General features: G+C 62.1%; 22 protein-coding genes. 10 read left to right on the top strand and 12 right to left on the bottom strand.

The genetic code is table 11. From position 1 onward, the window contains the following. Positions 1 to 38: 38 nt before the first annotated feature. Positions 39 to 485 carry a DUF2948 family protein gene (locus tag C0V82_RS02290; RefSeq protein ID WP_102113175.1) on the bottom strand — a complete coding sequence of 149 codons (447 nt, stop codon included), beginning with the start codon at positions 483 to 485 and terminating at the stop codon, positions 39 to 41. Positions 486 to 716: 231 nt separating this feature from the next. Here C0V82_RS02290 and fsa point away from each other — a divergent pair, with 231 nt between their 5' ends. From fsa to C0V82_RS02275, 3 genes are read left to right on the top strand one after another with little or no spacing between them, the layout of a single operon-like run. Then, complete coding sequence (fsa, locus tag C0V82_RS02285; RefSeq protein ID WP_054166035.1) at positions 717 to 1,397, top strand: fructose-6-phosphate aldolase; 681 nt, start codon at positions 717 to 719, stop codon at positions 1,395 to 1,397. A gap of 59 nt (positions 1,398 to 1,456) precedes the next feature. Continuing rightward, positions 1,457 to 2,182, top strand: coding sequence for a DUF484 family protein (locus C0V82_RS02280; RefSeq protein ID WP_245924127.1), 726 nt, complete (start codon positions 1,457 to 1,459; stop codon positions 2,180 to 2,182). Next, complete coding sequence (locus C0V82_RS02275) at positions 2,176 to 3,111, top strand: tyrosine recombinase XerC (RefSeq protein ID WP_102110949.1); 936 nt, start codon at positions 2,176 to 2,178, stop codon at positions 3,109 to 3,111. The genes C0V82_RS02280 and C0V82_RS02275 overlap by 7 nt, the downstream gene beginning before the upstream one ends. A gap of 151 nt (positions 3,112 to 3,262) precedes the next feature. On the opposite strand, the gene C0V82_RS02270 is transcribed toward C0V82_RS02275, so the two are convergent. The 4 genes from C0V82_RS02270 to C0V82_RS02255 all read right to left on the bottom strand — a co-directional run bounded on the left by C0V82_RS02270 (position 3,263) and on the right by C0V82_RS02255 (position 6,475). Then, positions 3,263 to 3,877 carry a hypothetical protein gene (locus tag C0V82_RS02270; RefSeq protein WP_158659680.1) on the bottom strand — a complete coding sequence of 205 codons (615 nt, stop codon included), beginning with the start codon at positions 3,875 to 3,877 and terminating at the stop codon, positions 3,263 to 3,265. 721 nt (positions 3,878 to 4,598) lie between these two features. Continuing rightward, positions 4,599 to 5,294 (bottom strand): aspartate/glutamate racemase family protein, encoded by a 696-nt coding sequence (locus C0V82_RS02265; RefSeq protein WP_102110947.1) that lies wholly within the window; start codon positions 5,292 to 5,294, stop codon positions 4,599 to 4,601. An 87-nt stretch (positions 5,295 to 5,381) separates the two neighbouring features. Further along, positions 5,382 to 5,804, bottom strand: coding sequence for a DUF2141 domain-containing protein (locus C0V82_RS02260; protein WP_102110946.1), 423 nt, complete (start codon positions 5,802 to 5,804; stop codon positions 5,382 to 5,384). A 131-nt stretch (positions 5,805 to 5,935) separates the two neighbouring features. Continuing rightward, positions 5,936 to 6,475, bottom strand: a complete 540-nt coding sequence (locus C0V82_RS02255) for a GNAT family N-acetyltransferase (RefSeq protein ID WP_102110945.1) — start codon at positions 6,473 to 6,475, stop codon at positions 5,936 to 5,938. Between the two features lie 249 nt (positions 6,476 to 6,724). On the opposite strand from C0V82_RS02255, the gene C0V82_RS02250 reads away from it, so the two are divergent. After that, positions 6,725 to 7,495: a molecular chaperone DjiA gene (locus C0V82_RS02250; protein WP_102110944.1), complete on the top strand. Its 771-nt coding sequence runs from the start codon at positions 6,725 to 6,727 to the stop codon at positions 7,493 to 7,495. Positions 7,496 to 7,513: 18 nt separating this feature from the next. Here the strand turns inward: C0V82_RS02250 and C0V82_RS02245 are convergent, their stop codons facing one another. Both C0V82_RS02245 and C0V82_RS26685 read right to left on the bottom strand, forming a co-directional pair. Continuing rightward, entirely contained in the window at positions 7,514 to 8,005 is a 492-nt protein-coding gene (locus C0V82_RS02245) for a YajQ family cyclic di-GMP-binding protein (protein WP_054166042.1), read from the bottom strand. Between the two features lie 86 nt (positions 8,006 to 8,091). After that, the gene (locus C0V82_RS26685) at positions 8,092 to 8,253 is read right to left on the bottom strand and encodes a hypothetical protein (RefSeq protein WP_158659679.1); all 162 of its coding nucleotides are present in this window, start codon (positions 8,251 to 8,253) and stop codon (positions 8,092 to 8,094) included. Positions 8,254 to 8,511: 258 nt separating this feature from the next. Between C0V82_RS26685 and C0V82_RS02240 the strand changes: the two genes are divergently transcribed. Then, positions 8,512 to 9,864: a TldD/PmbA family protein gene (locus C0V82_RS02240; protein WP_102110943.1), complete on the top strand. Its 1,353-nt coding sequence runs from the start codon at positions 8,512 to 8,514 to the stop codon at positions 9,862 to 9,864. Positions 9,865 to 9,943: 79 nt separating this feature from the next. On the opposite strand, the gene C0V82_RS02235 is transcribed toward C0V82_RS02240, so the two are convergent. Then, positions 9,944 to 10,702 (bottom strand): response regulator transcription factor, encoded by a 759-nt coding sequence (locus tag C0V82_RS02235; RefSeq protein ID WP_158659678.1) that lies wholly within the window; start codon positions 10,700 to 10,702, stop codon positions 9,944 to 9,946. A gap of 348 nt (positions 10,703 to 11,050) precedes the next feature. On the opposite strand from C0V82_RS02235, the gene C0V82_RS02230 reads away from it, so the two are divergent. Next, on the top strand, positions 11,051 to 11,701 hold the full coding sequence (locus C0V82_RS02230; protein ID WP_158659677.1) for a LuxR C-terminal-related transcriptional regulator: 651 nt from the start codon (positions 11,051 to 11,053) through the stop codon (positions 11,699 to 11,701). A 132-nt stretch (positions 11,702 to 11,833) separates the two neighbouring features. Here the strand turns inward: C0V82_RS02230 and C0V82_RS02225 are convergent, their stop codons facing one another. Continuing rightward, a complete protein-coding gene (locus tag C0V82_RS02225; RefSeq protein WP_102110940.1) occupies positions 11,834 to 12,904 on the bottom strand; it encodes an OmpA family protein in 1,071 nt (356 codons plus the stop codon). A gap of 233 nt (positions 12,905 to 13,137) precedes the next feature. Next, positions 13,138 to 13,323 (bottom strand): hypothetical protein, encoded by a 186-nt coding sequence (locus C0V82_RS26680; RefSeq protein ID WP_158659676.1) that lies wholly within the window; start codon positions 13,321 to 13,323, stop codon positions 13,138 to 13,140. A gap of 176 nt (positions 13,324 to 13,499) precedes the next feature. Here C0V82_RS26680 and C0V82_RS02220 point away from each other — a divergent pair, with 176 nt between their 5' ends. Then, positions 13,500 to 14,537: an MBL fold metallo-hydrolase gene (locus tag C0V82_RS02220; protein WP_245924126.1), complete on the top strand. Its 1,038-nt coding sequence runs from the start codon at positions 13,500 to 13,502 to the stop codon at positions 14,535 to 14,537. Positions 14,538 to 14,707: 170 nt separating this feature from the next. On the opposite strand, the gene C0V82_RS02215 is transcribed toward C0V82_RS02220, so the two are convergent. After that, positions 14,708 to 15,355: a hypothetical protein gene (locus tag C0V82_RS02215; protein ID WP_102110939.1), complete on the bottom strand. Its 648-nt coding sequence runs from the start codon at positions 15,353 to 15,355 to the stop codon at positions 14,708 to 14,710. 361 nt (positions 15,356 to 15,716) lie between these two features. On the opposite strand from C0V82_RS02215, the gene C0V82_RS02210 reads away from it, so the two are divergent. The 3 genes from C0V82_RS02210 (at position 15,717) to C0V82_RS02200 (ending at position 19,620) form a co-directional block, all read left to right on the top strand. Beyond that, on the top strand, positions 15,717 to 16,946 hold the full coding sequence (locus tag C0V82_RS02210) for a hypothetical protein (protein ID WP_102110938.1): 1,230 nt from the start codon (positions 15,717 to 15,719) through the stop codon (positions 16,944 to 16,946). A 154-nt stretch (positions 16,947 to 17,100) separates the two neighbouring features. After that, a complete protein-coding gene (locus tag C0V82_RS02205) occupies positions 17,101 to 18,312 on the top strand; it encodes a GGDEF domain-containing protein (RefSeq protein WP_158659675.1) in 1,212 nt (403 codons plus the stop codon). Positions 18,313 to 18,393: 81 nt separating this feature from the next. Then, positions 18,394 to 19,620, top strand: coding sequence for a GGDEF domain-containing protein (locus C0V82_RS02200; protein WP_102110936.1), 1,227 nt, complete (start codon positions 18,394 to 18,396; stop codon positions 19,618 to 19,620). A gap of 22 nt (positions 19,621 to 19,642) precedes the next feature. Here C0V82_RS02200 and C0V82_RS02195 read toward each other — a convergent pair whose 3' ends face one another. Further along, on the bottom strand, positions 19,643 to 20,116 hold the full coding sequence (locus tag C0V82_RS02195) for a phasin family protein (RefSeq protein ID WP_102110935.1): 474 nt from the start codon (positions 20,114 to 20,116) through the stop codon (positions 19,643 to 19,645). Positions 20,117 to 20,612 lie beyond the last annotated feature (496 nt).

Below are 20,612 nucleotides of genomic sequence, written 5' to 3'. Positions count from 1 at the left end.
TATCACATAGCGGCCACAGTCAGGCCAAGTGACCCGGATCAGGCGACGGGGTGGTCCGGACGGCGGGAGGCAGGCCAAGGCTCGCCCTGGTCCTCGATCCGGCATTCGATGGCGCCACCCTCCAGCCGGATGTCGGCGTCACCTGACAGGCGCAGCAGCAGCGCTCCCTCCAACGGCTCCAGGGCGAGCAGCGACAGGAATTGTCCGCGCCGGGTCAGGTCCACCCCGCGCCGTCTCACCTTCTCAACACCCGTGAAACGAACGGCGCAGCGGATGCGCGTCGGCCCCTCCCCGCCTTCATCGGGCGTGGGGCCGCCATCGGGCGCCGGGCCTTCCCACTGGTACCGGCTGGCCATCAGGACGAACATCCGGTCTTCGGGCAGAAAGGCCAGATCAGCGATGGAGATGATCGCGTCCTGCAACAGGGCGGAAACCACCCGGAGATCATCCGCATCCACTGCCCGAAGCCGTACCGCCGCACTCATCGTCATCTCTCCACCAGCATTCGCCGACAAAATACGGGGGTACCGGGCGCTTGCCAAGGACAAGCCCTTGATGGCAGGCCCGGCTTTTGTCAGAATCTCCATCGCCGCCCACCCATGCGCGCAACAGGGACCGCCCAGGCTGGCGACGGGGGCGGGATATTGGTAGTTTCCCGCGCATGTTCGGGCGTGCGGCCCGGACGCCCCTTTCATCGCCCGTCAGGACCCGCTCCCATGAAGTTCTTCGTCGATACCGCCGACCTCGCCGAAATCCGCGATCTGGCCGATACCGGCCTGCTGGATGGCGTCACCACCAACCCGTCGCTGGTCGCCAAGGCCGGTCGCAACTTCGTGGAACTGATCGCCGAGATCTGCGACGTCGTTGAAGGCCCGGTCAGTGCCGAAGTGGCCGCCACCGATTTCGACACGATGCTGAAGGAAGGCCGCTATCTGGCTCAGATCGCCCCGAACGTGGCCGTCAAGGTGCCGCTGACCCCGGCCGGCCTGAAGGTCTGCCGCACGCTGGCCAATGAAGGCACCATGGTCAATGTGACCCTGTGCTTCTCCGCCGCACAGGCCATCCTGGCCGCCAAGGCCGGCGCCGCCTTCATCTCCCCCTTCGTGGGTCGTCTGGATGATATCGGCCAGAACGGCCTGAACCTGATCCAGGAAATCGTCGAGATCTATTCCAACTACTCGGCCTTCACCACGGAAGTGCTGGTCGCGTCGGTGCGCAACCCGATCCATGTCGTGGAATCGGCGCGCATGGGCGCCCATGTCGCCACCATGCCGCCCAGCGTCATCCGTCAGTTGGGCAATCATGTGCTGACCGACAAGGGTCTGGCCACGTTCGTGTCCGACTGGGCCAAGACCGGCCAGTCCATCCTGGACCAGCCCCTGCCCAAGCGCGGCTGATCCCGCGCGGAAGGTCGGGCTTCAATAACCATAATAAATAAGGATGGAGGAAAGGCCGCATGACCACCGGACCCGGACAGATCACCACCAACCCGATGGATGAACTGACGGCCGAGGATGTGGCGGCCTTTCTGATGGACCATCCTGATTTTCTGGCGCGGCGGCCCGACCTGCTGCGCCATCTCCTGGCCCCCACCGGCCCCGATATGGGCCAGGGTATCGTCGATATCCGCGAACGCATCCTGGAAAAACTGCGCGGTGAGGTGGGGCGCCTGTCGGATCAGCAGCAATTGCTGGTCGACACGACCCGCGCCAACATGATGAATTTGCGGCGCGTTCATGCCGCCGTCCTGCATCTTCTGTCCTGCCGGGGACTGGAGGCGATGGTGCAGGCCATCACCGGCGATCTGGCGGTCCTGCTGGATCTGGATGGAGCGGCCCTGGTGGTGGAACAGCCCGAAGGCCCCATCGCCACCATCGGCCCCGCCGGCCTGGGCATGGCCCATCATGGCACCATCAACCGCGTCATGGGCCGGGCCGATGTGGCCCTACAATCGGATATTCTGGGTTCCGTCGAGGTCTGGGGCCATCAGGCGGGCCTGATCCGCAGCCAGGCGCTGGTCCGCCTGCGCTTGGGCGACGGGGAAGAAGCCGCGTCCGCCCTGCTGGCCTTTGGTTCCGCCGAACCCGAGACGTTCCACCCTGGGCAGGCGACGGACCTGCTGCTGTTTCTGTCGGGCGTGGTGGAAAGGGTCATCGCCGCCTATCTGGACCCGGCATGGTAAGCGTCAGCCTGGGCTTTGCGGCGCAGGCCGACCTGCAGGAGGCCATCACGCGGTGGCAGCGGTGGCTGAGCACGGAGAAGGGCGCCAGCCCTGCGACCATCCGCGCCTATAATACCGACCTTGCCGAATTTCTGGCCTTTATGGCCGAGTATCGGGAACGCAAGCCGGGCCTGAATGACCTGGGCAACATCTCCCTGACGGAGCTCCGTGCCTGGCTATCGGCCCGCGCCATGGACGGGGCGAAGGCCGTCACACGGGCGCGCGGCATCTCCGGCGTACGCAATCTTTTCAAATGGCTGGACCGTCACGGCATCGTCCATAATCCCCATATTGGGGCGCTGAAGGCCCCCAAACTGAAATCATCGCTGCCCCGTCCGCTGCATGAGAAAGATATGGGGGCCTTGCTGGATGAGGCGGCCAGCCTGCCCGATGCTCCCTGGATCGGATTACGCGACCGGGCGCTATTCACGCTGCTTTATGGCTGTGGCCTGCGTATTTCCGAGGCACTGGCGCTTAACCGCAACGACCTGCCGCCGGGGGCGGCCACAGTGCGCGTGCTGGGCAAGGGATCGAAGGAACGGCAGGTGCCGGTGTTGCCGGCGGTGAATGAGGCCGTCGCAACCTATCTGGAGGCCTGCCCCTGGCGGGGAAGCGAGGCGATTTTTGTGGGCAGCCGGGGCGACCGACTGAACGCGTCTGTGGCGCGCAAGCAGATGCAGGCCCTGCGCGGTGCCCTGCAACTGCCCGACAGCGCCACGCCGCATGCACTGCGCCACAGTTTCGCGACCCATCTTCTGGGCGGTGGCGCCGACCTGCGCGCCATCCAGGACCTGTTGGGCCATGCCAGCCTGTCCACCACCCAGCGCTATACCGATGTCGATACGGAGAAATTGCTGGCTGTTTATGCGAAGGCACACCCCCGTGCCTAAAATAAATTCGCTTCAAATCTGATCATATTGCGCGTAAGTCAGAATTCAAAATCCAAGACTGGAACTTATCGCAGTCGTAGAAGAAAAGCCGCGACCTTCGAATGTGGTGCAAATCGACCCATTGAGGTTCATCCCGCCAAACGGGTTTTATTTATATTTTCGCTGCAAGCTCACCGATCAATGAATTAAGCTTGAGATGCTCATTTGCATTCAGCTCCCTACGCCATGCCCTCTCAACGACAAATTTCTGTAGATTTTCATAAGCAGTCGTCTTGTCAAAATTGCCTTTCCCCCGAACATCGAACGACAAGCCGATGATTTTTGTGATAAAGCAAATTGAAATAATTTCAATAAGCTGTGAGAAAAGCGCATCGGTCTCGTCATTCTTCACGAAAAAGGGTGACATCAAGTTTGTTGGCGGCTTTTGGCACATCGCAGCAAGCAAATACGATGCGCATCGTGTGCTTTGAAAGTCACTCGTAGTGAACAAGCAGCAGGAAAGCCGATTTTCCCTGCGAGCCCGGGCAATCCGATCTGCCAACTTGCTCTCATGCAGATTCACAATATTGTGAAACACTGGCAGAAAATACACACCAAAGGCACTGTTATTTATGTCAAGAATTTCAGCCCTCTGCCCCTTCATTTGAAGAGACCGCACAATTTCCTGAAACTCTTCCATCAATGCGATTGCATTATTTGCCTCAGATATCGCATCCCTAAATAAAAAACCAACAACATCTTCACTTATCTTAACGGGACGCCTCATAATATTCCCCAAACAATCAGCACTAATATCTATAAACCTATCTACTGTCGATATTCAAATTTTTCGCGCGAAATTCTGCATTTTTTTTCACAATAAACCGACTAAGTATTTCCTTACTTCTTAAATGCGCCCCTTGACGTATCTCGCTAAACGAACTTCCATCGCTAGAAGCATCAGAACCCAATAGCACTTCTCCCTTTATTTTAACCAAGTCAACTTTTTTTGCAACCCTAACGGGAGATGGGGAGGGATCATTCTGAACCCCACCACCCACTAAATCGCATAACGTTGCATTCATTGGGGAGTCCTTGTCTTTAGAGTTGTCACACATGGAACTTATCTCCTTTGTAGGAGGCGAGTTCAGGAGAGTCAACAGTCAGACATTCCGGCACTCACAGCCTCCAAAATCCACCTTTCAATATGCTAGGCTAAAAGCTCGAGAAGGCAATCTTATACCGTACACTTATGGACATGTATGCGACAGGATATAGGCAAGCTTGGAAAGCTCTCCGACAACTGGCAGCCCAAAGCCAGACATATGTATGACAAATATACACCAGGTAGCTTTAGGACAATACTACTTCCCAATTAACCAAACCACCCACCCCCATCTGAACCAATCTTAAATCTTCCCATACCACTCACAATATGTCCGCTGCTCGTAAAGGACACATGGGGCAAAGTCGCAGCAAATATGTCACTATATTGAAAATATACTCTATTATTCAGTACTGAAAATCCAATCGGCAATCGCCGCCGCATGGATGGCGGTCGTGTCGAACAGGGGCAGGTCGGTGTCCTGCGGCCCGATCAGCATCGTGATTTCGGTACAGCCCAGGATCACCCCCTGGGCGCCTGCCGCCCGCAGTCCCGCGATGATGCGTCTGTAGCTGTCGCGGGAAGCGTCCTTGGCCTCCCCCCGGCACAGTTCCTCATAGATGACGCGGTGAACCTCCGCCCGGTCGGCCTCGTCCGGGGTCAGGATATCCAGGCCGCCGGCGGACAGGCGGGTGCGGTAGAAATCCTGTTCCATGGTGAAACGGGTGGCCAGCAGCGCCACACGCGACAGGCCGGCGGCGCGGACCGCCGCTGCCGTCACATCGGCGATATGGATAAGCGGCAGGCCGGTGGCGGCCACCACCTCATCCGCCATCTTGTGCATGGTGTTGGTGGCGATGGCCAGCGCCCCTGCCCCCGCCGCCTTCAGGTCGCGCGCGGCCCCCACCATCATGGCGGTCAGCCCATCCCAGTCGCCCGCCACCTGCATCGCGGCGACGGGGGCGAAATCAACTGAATGGACCAGCAGCGGGGCCGAAGAAAGGCCCCCCTGCACCGCGCGCACCCGTTCATTGATCAGCCGATAGTAAAGCTGGGTGGATTCCCAGCTCATGCCGCCGATGATACCGATGCGCCGCATGGGGACTGCCTTGCCGAAAGGGTGGATGCCTTCTGCTTGGCCTGGATACGCGTCCACCGCAATGGCGAACTTGTCCTGACGACAAGCTCAATCCAGGTCCATTTCCAGGGTCAGGGGCTTGTCAGTGACCTCCACCTTGGCATCCTCAAAGACGGGCGGCCCCATGCGGCCCTTGGCATCCCGGCTGACGGCCCAGGGTTCGCTGGGCGCGCCGAACATGCCCCGGTCCAGCTTGGCATTGTCGTTCACGTCCTGAAAGGCGGTGGCGGCATAGGCGCCCGGCGGCACGTCCTTAAAGACAAACGTGACCTTGTCGTCTTTCGCCGCCGCCTTGTCGCGCAGGGTGCAGCGTTTCAGGAATTCCTCCTGCGTGCAGAGCTGCACGAACACGCCACGGCCATTGGGTTCGGCGTCGGAGACAATCACCGTGACATCGGCGGCCATCGACGCCGGGGCCATGGCGGCGGCGAGAAAGGAAAGGGCGAAAGCGGAAAGCAAGACGCGGCGCATCTATGAAGGTCCCGTGGCTGATGTGGATGGACATCCCATCCCCCAAACAGCCAGGACCGGTAAACAGCGGCTTCGTGCAACCGCCGGCGTGCTTCGCGAAATCTGTTTCGCGAAGCGTGAAACGCACGGGGTCAAGCGGCGCGCGGCAATCCCGCCGGTTCCAGCATCATGGTCAGCGCCGACCCGCCCCGATCCATCGCCTCCAGCCCCAGGGAGAAGGCGTCGGCGGGTGCCAGTTGGAAGTCGCAATGCACCTCCCCGCCATCAAAGCTGACCAGGGCCGCGAGACGGCCCGCGATGCGCAGCATGCGGTGATTATCGCCCAGGCAGTAAAGCTCAATCCCCCGGACAGACCGGTTGCGGGCCATGGTGAAGGCACGGCGGACCAGCATGCCGCCCAGACCCTGGTTCTGCCAGTCCGTTTCAATGGTGATCGCCAACTCGGCGCGGGCACCCGCCAGACGCAGCTCCACAGCGCCCCGAACCTCGCCACCGACGATGGCCGCCAGAATGATGGACTGGCTCCAGTCAATCCGGCCCACATGCGCGCGCACAGCATCATCACAAAGACCGCCCATGAAACGGGCGCGGCGGTCGGATGCGGACAGGCGCAGCAGATGGGCGGTGTAACGGGCAGCCTCGGCGGGCAGCAGGGGGCGGAACACGGTCATGACGGAACAAACCTCGGGACAAACGGACAATGCGCCCCTTCCGCGTCCCCTCCCCCAGGATCTGTGCCCACCAGCCGTCTGAGGTGGCGGATTGTTCTTGTGCAGCGCAATATAAGGGGTGAATGCGCGGCTGTGAAGATTTGGGCAGCCATGCCGGAAACGCAGCACCGGCGATGGCTGCACCAACATCGTTGCATCCTTTCCCACCGCCGCTATCCTGCGGACAGACATCGGCGACAGGCGGATATCATGAGCATCTGGGGCAAGGTCATCGGCGGGGCGGCAGGTTTCGCGATGGGGGGGCCGTTGGGCGGCCTGCTGGGCGCCCTGGCCGGTCACGCCGTGGATGAATTCCGGGGTGCCGAACAGACCCCGCGCGGCAGCGATGATCAGGGCCGCCCCGACCAGACGCAGACCATCGCCTTCACCGTCGGCGTCATCGTGCTGTCAGCGAAGATGGCCAAGGCCGATGGCGTGGTCCACCGGGTGGAAATCGAGGCGTTCAAACGCATCTTCCATGTGCCCGACCATGAGCTGCGCAATGTCGGCCGCCTGTTCGACGCGGCCAAGCGCGACAGCGCCGGGTTCGAGACCTACGCCAAACAGCTGGCGCAGATGTTCCAGGACAGGCCGGAAGTGCTGGAAGAGTTGCTGGCCGGCCTGTTCCACATCGCGGTGGCCGACGATATCGTGCATCTGGCCGAACTGGCCTTTCTGCGCCGCGTGGCGGAGATTTTCGGCTTTCCGCCCGACGAGTTCGAACAGGTCTGGCGCCAGCATGGCACAAGGATCGAGGGGGCGAACGCACCCGAGGATGATCCCCATGCCATCCTGGGCGTGCCCAAGGACGCAGATTTCGACACGATCAAGGCTGCCTATCGCAAGCTGATGCGCGAAAACCACCCCGACGCGTTGATCGCCAAGGGCATGCCCCAGGAATTCATCGATCTGGCGCATGAAAAAACGGCGGCGCTGAACGCCGCCTATGAGAAGCTGGAACGGGACATGCGGGGGAAGTGATCCCCCGCATCGCACCGATCAGTCGCGGAAATTGATATATTGCAGCGGCTGTTCAATCTTCAGCCCCTTGACCAGGGCAATGCATGCCTGCAGGTCATCGATCTTCTTGCCCTGTACGCGCAGCTCATCACCCTGGATGGAGGCCTGGACCTTCATCTTGCTGTCCTTGATGGCCTTGTTGATCTGCTTGGCCAGGGTCTGGTCGATACCCTGCTTAACCTTCACGGTCTGACGCAGGGTGCCGCCGGCGGCGTTTTCTTCCTTGCCCCAATCCAGGCAACCGGGGTCCAGCTTGCGCCGCACGAAATAGCCTTTCAGCATTTCCGTCAGCTGCGCCAGCTTGGTGCTGTCCTCGGTATGGATGTGGATTTCGTTCTCCTTCTCCTTCAGCTCCATCGTGGATTTGGAGCCTTTGAAGTCGAAACGCGTCTGCAATTCGCGCAGCACACCCTGCACGGCATTGTTCACTTCGGCGATGTCGGTCTTGGAGACGATATCAAAGGTGGGCATGGGGAAAAGGTTCCGGGTACGGTTTGAAAAGCTGGCCACACATTAGCACCAGCCATCCCCGCCCGTCACCCTTCCCCGAAAACGGGTCAGCCCTTCGCCATGCTCACCTGATTATGGGCCACGGTCGGCCCATCGCCGGCATGGGCCTGTTCCCCGGCGGACATGGCCGCCACCACGAACAGACCGGCCAGGACCAGGGCTTGCAGGACCATGGCGGCACGCTGCTTAAAATTCGTCGCTTCACGCATTACGGCCTCCCTTAAAGGCTGGATGTTGATCCTGGGCATCGCCCCGATACCCGATGAGCTGACTATATAAGCGACTCTTTAACATGCAAACGTTTAATATTGTCACGGACAGGTTTCGCATCGGTAACGCCTGTCCTCTGTTGCACGAAGGGCACAGGTACGGGCTGTCGCGGGACCGCTTTGGGCCTTTGCGGGCCGGGGTACGGGTGCTAGATGTCTGCACACAGGCCCTTGCCGGGCAGTTGACAGGATCAAGTGATGACCAAACCGTCCTTCGACCAAGACGCCGCTAACCTGTTGGACGACCTGATCCAGCGCGCCCGCCGCGCCGGGGCTGATGCCGCCGATGCGCTGCTGGTCGATGGGGCGTCGCTGTCGCTGTCCACGCGCCTGGGCAAGCCGGAAGGGCTGGAACGGTCGGAAGCGGGCGATCTGGGCCTGCGCGTCTTTGTGGGGCGGCGGATGGCCGTGGTCTCTTCCACCGACCGTGGCCCGCGCATGATCGCCGAACTGGCGGAGCGGGCCGTGGCCATGGCCCGCGCCGTGCCGGAGGATTCGTTCTGCGGTATCGCAGAGCCGGGCCAGATCACCCATTCCTGGATCGACCTGGACCTGAACGACCCGGATGAGCCCAGCGCCGATGCCCTGATCGACGCCGCCAAGGCCACGGAGGATGCGGCCCGCGCGGTCGCCGGCGTCACCAATTCCGACGGTGCGGATGCCAGCTGGAGCCGCAGCGCCGTGACCCTGGTGGCCAGCAATGGCTTTGCCGGCGGTTACGGCGTGTCGCGCCGGTCGCTGTCCGTCTCTGTCCTGGCCGGCGAAGGCACCGGCATGGAACGCGACTATGCCTATCACTCCACGGTCTATGGCAGCGACCTGGAAAGCCCCGCGGAGATTGGCGCGCGCGCCGGCCGCAAGGCTGTGGCCAAGCTGAACCCCCGCAAGGTGAAAAGCCAGACGGTGCCCGTGATCTTCGATCCGCGCCTGTCGGGCGGGTTCCTGGGCAACCTCTGCGGGGCCATTTCCGGTGCCGCCATCGCGCGCGGCACCAGCTTCCTGAAGGACAAGCTGGGCCAGTCGGTATTTGCCCCCGGCATCCAGGTGGTGGAGGACCCGCATGTGCGGCGCGGCCTGCGGTCAAAGCCATTCGATGCAGAAGGTCTGCCCAACCATCGCCGCCACCTGATCGAGGATGGGGTGCTGACCACCTGGATCCTGGACCTGCGGTCGTCGCGCCAGTTGGGCCTGACGCCCACGGGCCATGCCACGCGCGGCACCAGCGGCCCGCCATCGCCCAGCCCCACCAATGTCTATCTGGCCCCCGGCCCCCTGTCGCCCACCGAACTGATGGCCGATATCCAGGATGGGCTGTATGTCACGGAGCTGATGGGCCAGGGCGTGAACGGGGTCACCGGCGATTATTCGCGTGGGGCCGCCGGCTTCTGGATCGAGAATGGCCAGATCGCCTATCCCGTCAGCGAGATCACCATTGCCGGCAATCTGAAGGATATGTTCCGGCGCATCGTGCCGGCCAGCGATCTGCGCCTGCGCTATGGCATCGACGCGCCCACCATCCGGATCGATGGGATGACGGTCGCCGGCATGTGAAGGCAGTAGTATCTGCCAATAAAAAGGCCCAGTGGTATCAACCACCGGGCCTTTTTATTTTCTCAACCCAAAAACCGTATCAGGCGCATTCAGCGCGGAAGCCAGTGCGGGCGGCCAGAATGGCGATCTGGGTGCGGTTACGCGCGCCCAGCTTCTGCATCATGGCGCGGACATGGACCTTTACGGTGCCTTCCAGCACGCCCAACTGACGGGCGATTTCCTTGTTGGAACAGCCGGACAGCAGCAAGCGGAAAATATCGCGCTGACGGTTGGTCAGGCGGGAAACCGAGGCGAAGTCCGCCCGATCCTCCGCCGCGGGCACGGCGACGGCGGTGGTCAGCATGCCATAGGGCATCTGGACATAGCCTTCGCGCGTCAGGGCCAGGGCCACCGCTTCGGCCAGAACAGCGCTGGGATCGCTTTTCAGCAGGCAGGCGACGGCACCCGCCGTCAGCAGCGTACGGGTTTCCGCCGGGGTGAACGCAGACGACATGATGATAGCCGGGACACCCTGCACCTTGGCCAGGAAATCGGCGATGGCGGTCATCCGTTCGGTGCCCAGCCCATCGGCATCCATCAGCACCACATCGGGAACGTTGGTGGCTTGCGACAACAGGCCTAGCGCCTCCGCCGGCGTACCGGCCTGCCATGTCTGCGCCCCGTCATGCAGGGAGGCCAGCGTCAGCGCCAGCCCATGACGGACCAGGGCCTGCGGATCGATGATCAGGAAACAGCGGCGGCGCACACCGGAAACGCCATCAACCCCGCTAGGGCGGGCGTAGGAGTCCGTGGTCACAACACGTAACGGGCTGCCGCCCCGGCGCACGGCGATGGTCATCCCGACCTCCAGCAAAGGGGCATCCAGCCCGGTGTTAACCTCTCGTACATATTCATACGGATTAAGTCTTCTCGCAACCTCCTTCTGTTCAATTCCATGAGAATCTGTTTATATTATTCTCAGGAACCAAGCTGTTATGAAATTAGATCGAAATTCGAAGCTTTTATCCTTGGCAGTTACTTCGCATCTCGATCTATCGATTGTATTTTAACCAAACTTTCAGCGACAGGCCCAAAAGGCTTGGAATCATGGGAAAAATTCCCGTCGGATGCGACATGCGCCTGGTTCAGCGGCGATGGGAATTGGCTGGATCACAGGGGGTATGGGGGCATGACATCTGGATCGGTGATGCTGATTGACCATGATCAGCTGTTCAGCGCGGCATTGGCCGCCTTGCTGGAAGAAGAAGGCATGGCGGTGGAGTCCCCCCTGCCCTCGCTAACCGCCGCCGAACAGGTCCTGACCAACGGGACCAAGCCCGCCTTGATCATCACTGACCCCTCGGGCCTGGACCGTAACGATGATGGCGACCCGCTGACGCGGCTACGCGCCCTGGCGCCGGATACGCGACTGCTGGTCTTGTCCGCTGATCTGGCGCCGCCGGCCCTGAACCGCAGCCTGTCGGCCGGCGCACACGGCCATGTCTCAAAGGGGGCATCGTTCAACGCCGTGCTGCGGGCCGTACGCCTGATCCTGATGGGGCAGGCTGTCTATCCGTCAACGGCCACGCAGGGAATGGGGCAGGCCCAGACATCGACAGCCCCCCAGACCGAAACCGCTGGCGACACGGCAAGCAGCGCCGACCTATCACCCCGCGAAACCCAGATTCTGGCCTGTGTCATCAGCGGCCATTCCAACAAGGCCATTGCCCGGCGCCTGTCGATCACGGAAAGCACCGTGAAGATGCATTTCAAGAATGCCATGCGGAAGATCAACGCCGGCAACCGCACCCAGGCCGCCATCTGGGCCATGGAACATGGCATCGCGCCAATGGCCTGACACGTGAAAACAAAAACAAATTCTCGTAAAAATCAATATAATCCAAATAAAAAAGGGCCGCTGCGAATAGCGGCCCTTTTTCGTACCGTCTGCCGACCCCGAAGGGCCGGCAGGTGTCATCCGATCAGATGATCAGGGGAACACGATCACGGCGCGGCGGTTCGACGGCTCACGAACGCCATCGGCGGTCGGAACCAGCAGATCCGCCTCACCCTTGGCTTCCACGGAAACCTGATTGGCCGGCAGACCCTGGCTCACCAGATACTCCCGCACAGCCTCGGCGCGGCGCTGCGACAGCTTCTGGTTATAGTCGGTCGGACCGGACGTGTCGGCATGGCCAGCCACATTGATCTGCACGATCTTACCAGCCTTGGCGTCGCGGGCGACGTTCTGCAGGACCTGCTGCGCATCAGCCGACAGCACCGAACGATCCCAGTCGAAGAAGACCGTGAAGTTGCGGGTGATGGTCGGGGCGGCAGCCGGAGCCGGGGCCGGCGCGGGGGCCGGCGGGGGCGGCGGGGGAGCAACCACGGTCGTGGCCTGCACCGGCTGCGCCGGGGCTGAACCGAACACGGTGCGAACGCCGATCAGCACGGAGTGGGAGTTGTAGTTGCTCTTGTAGCGCGGGTTCTCGCTCTTGAACTTCAGATCATCGATACCCTGGTAGCGATAGCCGAAGGTCAGGTCCAGATCGGGGGTCAGCGCATAGGCAACGCCCACGCCCAACTGATAGGCGAAATTGTCCTGCGCGGCGTTGGAATAGTAGCCGTTGGAGAACACCGGACCGACATTGTCCGTGTCAACCCAGCCCCAGCCCAGACCGGCGCTGACATAGGGACGGAACGGCGAGCCGACGTCGAATTCCTTCTGCACCACACCCATCAGGGTGAAGGTGGTGGTGTCACCGATCGGGTTGCCCACGGGGCCACCCTTGATGGTGTCGACCTGATGAATGGAATAACCGCCTTCAACGCCAAGGCGCAGGCCATCGCCAAACTGATAGCCGGTTTCGAACACGGCGGCGATGGTCTCCTTGTTATTCACCTTGTTGGTGGCGGTGGCGGTCTTCAGATCAAGATCCTGCAGCCAGCTCACGCCGATCTGGGACCCGATATACGGCCCTTCCGGCAGGGTCTGCGCCGTGGCGGCCACGGGCAGGACGAGAGCCAGTGCAGTTCCCATCAGCAAATGGTGCAGTTTCATCTTTCATTCTCCTTATGGGCCCTTGGGCGATCACCTTGACGGACGGAACCCGGTTGATAAGGCGAGGATCCCGGTGGCGATCTGTTGTCTCACGGGGCAGCAAGGCAAAAGCCAGCGCAGCCCGGTCACACCAGACTTACAGAAATTGTGCGCCCGACTCAAGGTGGCAACTTGCTGGACAAACATACTAGCCCATAAGGCTAAACAATGGTGAACCAGAATTTGCGTTTGTTCTACGCCGCGCTGCGAAAGGCTTTTACGGCTTCCCGCCTTGCGGATATGCCGTCGGCAAAGCGCTTGCCATGCAGCCGCTGCACGGCTGGATGGACGGCATGAAACACGAACTCCTCCTCCGTAAGCACCAGAAGTCCAAGCGGTTCTTCTTCAATCTCAACAATTGTGCCCGTTTGCGCATGCATGGGTACAGACTCCGGCCTTGATGTCCCGCCACGCCAATACATCGGTAAAGATGACGGTTTCCACCACGCATGAGGTGACAATGCGGTGCGGCATGGCAAAGATCGGCGACATGTCCTATGTCTTTTGATTGCAGCATGACGCGACATCATTCTTTTGAAGAAAGGTCCGCCACCCCGTGACCAACCCGGCCCCGACCACGCCGCAGCCGCAGGCCCTGCAGATCACCCAGGTGGCAACCGGACTCCACGGGCTGCGTCTGCCCCTGCCGTTTCAGTTGAACCACATCAATGTCTGGCTTCTGGAAGACCGGATGCCCGATGGCAGCCCGGCCTGGACCCTGATTGACACGGGCGTGGCCAGTAGCCTGACGCGGGGCATCTGGGAACAGGTGGCCGCCGAGTTCATGCGGGGATGGCCGGTACGGCAGGTGATCGTCACCCATTTCCATCCCGACCATATTGGCCTTGCCGACTGGCTGTGCCGGCGGTTCGATGCGCCGTTGCGCATGACCCGGACGGAATGGCTGCTGGCCCGCATGCTAAGCCTGGATAGCTCCGATGAGATCGCGGAGGCGGGCCGCCGTTTCTATGGCGCCATGGGGCTAGATGACGAGATGCTGGCGGCCCTGACAGTGCGCGGCAATGCCTATGCGCGCGGCGTCCCCATGGTGCCCGCCACCTTCGACCGGCTGGCAGATGGCATCACGTTGCGCATCGGAGATCGCGAATGGACAATTATCACGTCTGGCGGGCATTCACCCGAACATGCCTGCCTCTATAGTGCCGAGGATGGGGTGCTGATCGCGGGTGACATGGTGCTGCCGCGCATCAGCCCGAATGTCAGCGTCTGGCCCGCCGAACCCTTTGCCGATCCGCTGGCGGAATTTCTGGGCGGATTGGCGCGGCTGCGGACCCTGCGCGCCGACACGCTGGTCCTGCCCTCCCATGGCAGCCCGTTCAGCAGCCTGCTGGGACGCATCGATGAATTGACCCACCATCATGCAGAGCGATTGAATGAGGCGGTCGGCTTCTGTGGTGAGGGGCCGCGCACCATCGCGGAGATCACGCGGTTGATGTTCAACCGTGCGCTCGACACCCACCAGATGAGCTTTGCCGCCGGCGAAGCCCTGGCCCATCTCAACCACCTGGAACGCCAGGGCCGTCTGGTGCGGCAGCGCCGGGAGGATGGGGTCTGGCTGTTCAACCGCAGCTGAACCAGACCCCGGCTTTCGCCCTTATTCCAGCGGCATGAAATCTTGACCGATGGTCAATCTTTCATGCCCCTCAATCGCCGGCGTCAGCATCCGCTGGCTTGGCTACGCCGCATGTGCGGCGCGGCGGCAGTCGCCGCCGTGCCAACGGTCATAAATTATGACCGTTGGCATTACTCCGCCTTCGACTTGACCTTCGGCTTGGCGCCGGCGGCGGCACCGGAGACGCCGGCGGACGGAGCGCGCGGCGGGGCGGCATTGGCCGCAGCCGCAGCATCGGCCATCAGCACGGTGGGGGCCGGCTTGTCACAGCGCGGGGCATTGGCCATGCGCACACCCGCCGCGTCCGGCGACAGGCCGCCTTCAATCTCGGCCAGGCTGGCCGCCATGGCCTGCGCGACCAGTGGCGCATGGGTGCCACAGAAGACCGGGGTGGTCAGGGCGATGGCGCGCTGTGAGGTTTCATTGGCCAGACGCGTGCGGAAACTGTCAAAGCCGCGGGTCGCATTGCCCTTGGTCGTCCGCTTGAAATAGCCGACCAGGGTCTTTTCCCAGTCCTGGATGCGTGACTGGTGCTTCAAGGTGAACTGCTTGTACTGGTTGAACAGGCTGATCTGCCCCGGCGCATCCAGGTACTGGCAAGTCAGACCGATGACCATCAGTTCGGTATGCAGACGGATGCCCTGTTCGGCGGCAAATTCCGGCACCGTATAGCAAGGCCCCTTGGACGCGGGTGCTGCGGCCAGCACGGGCGACGCCGCAATCAGGGTAGCAAGGGCGGAAGCGCCGATGGCGCGGACGGCCTGACGGAAGAAGGACATGCGGATAGGGTCCGGCTGTAACGGGTTTGGATGGGCGCGACTGTGCCCCAAGCCGCAACACCCCGCAAGTGGGGCCGGCCCTGCCGCCCTGTGATTTCATTACCAATCCGATCCGGTCCCGGCCGCCAGCCATGACGGCATGGGCCCCATGCCGCGATTTTTTGCAGCAGGGTCGCAGTTTCTCTTTCAATTCTCTGACAATTCCCCCATATCTTGGTTCACAAATCCTGGCAGTCCCCTTGCGATCGGCATGCCGTGGCCCTCCCTGGCCCCTGCAAAAGCCTTTTACGTGCGGCGGGTCTGTCCCAGACTGTGAACCCGCTGCATGACGCAAGAGCCTCTCTGGCAACCGAGTGATATCTTGAACGCCGAAAATGAAGGTGATGCGGACTCCCCGAAGCGTCGGGGCAGAATTCCGCAATCCGCTTGGCCCCGAATTCTTGAGCGCTACAAGGCAGGGGCAACCCTGTCCGCAATCGCGCGTGAATTCGACTGCACGCCCAGCGCCATTTCCTACATCGTCCGCAAGGCGGAGGCCTCTGGCCTGACCGGCGATGGCGAAGAGGGAACGGTGGAAGCAGCACCGGCTCCCGCACAACCGGTGGCCGCCGCCCCCGCGCCGGTAGCAGAGATCGCTGCCCCTGTCGCGGCGGAGCCGGCCCCCCGTGCACGCCGCGCACCCCGGGCCGTCGCACCGGTCATCGCCGAAGAGGTGACGCAGGCCGCGGCACCCGCCCCGGTGGTTGAGGCGACACCGGCACCGGTCGCCGCCCCCGTCGAGGCATCGGTTGCTGCCGAGGCGACGGTTGAGCCGAATCGTGAATCGCCGTTCCATCACGATAGTGGGCGTGCGGGCGAAGCAGGCCCCCGCCGGTTTGAGGGGCGTGACAACCGTCCGCCACGTGATGCTCGTGAAGGCCGCCCCGAGCGGGGTGAGCGTATTGATCGTCCCGAACGCGGTGAGCGTTTCCCGCAGGAAGCCCGTGAGGGCCGTCCTGACCGGGGTGAGTTCCGGGGCGAGCCGCGCCAGGATCGTGGTGACCGTTTGCAGGATCGCGGCGACCGTGGTCAGGACCGCAACCAGAATGGCGACCGCCGCCAGGGCCATGTGCCCCGCTTCCCGCAGGGGGGCCAGCCCGGCCCCCAGCGTGAGCGGTTTGGTGGCGAGCGTCTGGGCCGCGACCGGCTGGAAGCCCGTCCCCCGCGTGACTTCGACCGTCCGCAGGGCGGCGAGGGCCGGGTGGAACGCGCGCCTGTCGACATGGCCCCCAGCGAAGGGCCGATGGACGTCGTCTATCCCTATCGCCAGCAGCAGCGCAATCCGGCCCGGCTGGAAGCGGCGGAAACGCCGACCACGCCCGCTGATGAGCGTATGGATGCAGCAGCCAAGGCCTGCGCCGAGGCCTATAAGGCCTGGAAGGGCCAGACCGGTGGCGGCGTACAGGGCCTGACCGATGCGTTGCATGAGCTGCGCAAGGTCATTGCCCGCATGGAGATCGAGATTTCAGCCAGCCGCAAGGAAGAGTTGCGCCCGATCCCCTTCCCCTCCTATCGCACCAATCTGCCCCCACCGCAACAGTCGCGCGGCTGATCCGGGCAGTTTAGGTTAGTGATCAGAAAGCAAAGGCCCCGTCATATTGGCGGGGCCTTTTGTTTGCATCGACGCTGATTTGTCCATGACATCGTTGGTTGCATGCCTATACTGATATCGACCGGATGACCGGCCGAAGATGCTGGCGGTGGGCATGACGACACAGCAATTCTTCACTCTGTCCACGCTGATCGGGGCTGTCGCCCTGATCAACAGCATCGCCATCATCATCGTATGGCGCATTCATGCCGGAATGCCGGGCCTTCGCTTCTGGGTGGCATCGCAATCGGCCTTCATGTTGGGCTGGCTGCCCAGCCTGTTTGTGAATATGGGTGTCCTGAACGACCCCTTCTTCACCGTTTATAATAACAGCATGAACCTGGGTGGCATGCTGTTGCTGCTGGAAGGAACATTGCGGTTCCGGGGCATCGGCCAGGGGCGGCTACGTCTGCCCTGGATGCTGCTGGTCATGGTGATTGTCGTCACCCTGTCTTATGTGAACCGCAGCAACGACATCGCGCGTTACCTGTTTCATGATGCTGTCGCGGCCCTGCTTCTGTCCGGAGCGGCCGGGGGCATGCTGTGGCGCATGGCGCCGCATCAACGGCTGGCCCATGGCATGGCCGCCTTTTATCTGCTGGCCGAAGCCGCGATCTACCTGGCCCGCTGGGGGCTGGCAGGGGCCATCACTCAGGGCTGGACGGAGATGGGCAGCCGATCGTTCAATTTCGCGCTGTTCGGTGGCGTGGCCATGTGCTGCCTGGGCACCCTCTATGGCCTGATCCTATCGATCAATGCCGAGGCGAAACGGCAGGTGATCCTGACAGGGCTGATCGACCCGCTGACGGGCCTGGATAATCGCCGCGCCCTGGAACAGGAACTGATCCGCGCCCTGGCGCAGCGGTCACGGACCGGTGATCTGCTGGGCCTGGTCTATTTCGACCTCGACCGGTTCAAGCCGATCAATGACCGCTGGGGTCATGCCGTCGGCGATGCTGTCCTGATGGCGGTGGCCGACCGGTTGCGTCAGGACATGCGGACGCAGGATCTGGCGGCCCGCATCGGCGGGGACGAGTTTGTCGTATTGCTGCCGGGGCTGGAGCAGCCGGCAGCATTGGAAACCGTGGCGCGTCGTCTGCACAAGGCTGTGGAGGGGTCGCTGCTGCTGGACCAGGGCAGCGTGGATATCAGGGTCAGCATGGGAACAGCGCTGGCGCCGTTGCATGGGGAGGTCGCAGAGGACCTGCTGCGCCGGGCCGACAGCAGCATGTACGAGCATAAGCGCGCACGGCAGGCGCCGGAATTGCTGTCCTCCATGCTGACAACGGAGCTGACAGCGGAATTGCAGGATCCCACCCCATCCTGACGGATAGGGAAAGCCGCTTGGCGGGGCCGCCGCACCGACATATGGTTAACACGGGGCAATTGTATACAGGCGGGCGGGGCGATGCCTGGGCTTGATTTCTTCACCATGTCAACGGTGGTGGCGGCGCTTGCCGTCATCAATGCGTTTGCCCTGGTTCTGGTCTGGCGGATCAATCCAGGCGTGGATGGTCTGGATGTCTGGAGCCTGTCGCAGACGCTGCATGTCAGCGCCTGGGTATTGTCCGTGATGGTCATCCAGCAGGTGATGACAGGTCCGATCTATACGGTGCTTAACAATTCACTCAACCTGGCCTCTATGATCTTGATGCTGGAAGGCGCGTTGCGGTTCCGGGGATTCGGGCGGGCGGACGCCCGCCGCCTGCTGGTGCTGGCGGCGATGCTGACCGCTGTCGCCATCTCTCTTCTGAACCGGGAGGTCGTGACACGCCGTTACCTCTGGCACGATGCGATCTGTGTCCTGTGCCTGACGGGCACAGCCCTGGTCATGATGTGGCGGACCGCCTCGCATGAGCGGCTGGTCCATGGAATGGCGGCTGCCTTCATGCTGCTGATGGCGGCGGCGGCCGGCTGGCGCTGGATCGTGGCGCTGACCCTGGAAGAGGGGGAGAAATTCCCCTATCTCGCCGTCAACAGCATGATCTTCACAATTGTCGCCCTGTGCGGCCTTGGCTGGGTCTTTGGCTTGATGCTGTCCGTTAATATGCGGGTGCGCCAGCAGGTGCAGGCCGTCAGCCAGATCGACCCGCTGACAGAACTGGCCAACCGCCGGCATCTGGAGGCGGTGCTGGGCCGCGCCCTTGCCCGGCTAGGGCGAGGCGGACCCGGCTTCGGGCTGGCTTTCTTCGATCTGGATCAGTTCAAGTCGATCAATGACCGCTATGGCCACGGTGGCGGCGATGCCATGCTGTGCGCCGTCGCCGACCGTCTGCGTGACGGGCTTCGCAGTAGCGATGAGGCCGCCCGCATCGGCGGGGACGAGTTCGTGGTGCTGTTCAGCAATCTGGATAATGGCGAGGGGCTGGACACGGCCTGCCTGCGCCTGCGCCAGATGGTCGAGGGCCCCATCGTGCTGGGCGATGATGTCGAGCCGGTGCGGATCAGCCTGGGGGCCGCCCTGGCCCCACGGGATGGGCGGGACATTGACAGCCTGCTGCGCCATGCCGATCAGGCCATGTATGCCGATAAGCGGCAGCGACAGGAGGGTCGTCACACACCCACCGGCAACAGCCGCGTCATCCCTTTCCCCATCGACGAAAAAGGCCGCCCACGGGGGGCGGCCTTCAACTGACGTCAGTGACGTTTGACTGGGATCAGCCCTTCTTGGGCGTAACCTTGGCCAGAACGCCCTGCAGCTCTTCGATGCTTTCCTTGACGCGCTTGGACAGCACTTCGGCCGCTTCGCTGTTGGACTTGGCCACCAGCTCGGACAGTTCCTTCAGATTGGCGGAGGCCTTCTCGAACGAAGCCTTCACCAGGGCGGCCTGCTTGGCCACCTTGTCTTCCGGGGTACCGGGGGTCATCAGCTCGCTGATGATGGTCGAGGTCTCTTCCAAGGACTGGCGGATGATCTCGGCCTGACGACGGGCGACAGCCTGATAGCCTTCGACGGCCAGCTGATTGGCGGCGACGATGGCTTCCACATTGCGGCGCTGGGCAGCAACCACACCCTCGAAATCGGGGCTGGGCAGCTTGAATTCGGTGAAGGCCTTCTGGAAGTCGGTCAGACGGTTCATGTCGAAGAACTTCGTCGGATCGAAGTCCAGAAACGGATTCTTGGTGGCCATGGCTTTCCCCAATGTGTCTGTCGTCAGTGTCGCCGGATCGGCGCGCAGCCTGGAACGTCCTGCTGCGTCGCAACATATCCGGTCGTAATAATGCCCTTTGCCGCTTTTTTCGTCAACTTCTTTGTTGCAGCGCACAATATGACTGGCAAATCAAGCATCTGCCTGTTTCGGTCCGATAGATTGGCGTGTGAACATGGCTGCCATCCCCGACCGGTGAAGGCAAATGGCTTCGGCAGCAGATTTGGGTGCACATTCCCAGCAACAGGACGATAAGGCGGGTCGCAAAGAACGCGATCCGCAGGACAGGGCACCGGTCTTACGTAGGGGCCGGATAGGGACAGGCGCCAACCGTAAACGAAGTCTTAACGCCATAGTCGGGGGAGCGGTTCCCAGGCCGGGACGAATTGCGTCCTGCCGGCTGCGTTCATGGTCCTAGGTTTTTTGCACAGGCAGACAACAGGCCGCGCTACAAACCGATTCTTGGCGCTGTCAAGCC

Origin of the sequence: Niveispirillum cyanobacteriorum (genome assembly GCF_002868735.1) — a bacterium.
Classification (GTDB): Bacteria; Pseudomonadota; Alphaproteobacteria; order Azospirillales; family Azospirillaceae; genus Niveispirillum; species Niveispirillum cyanobacteriorum.
The sequence above is the reverse complement of the archived record's forward strand: the minus strand, read 5'-3'. Positions and strand labels throughout refer to the sequence as shown.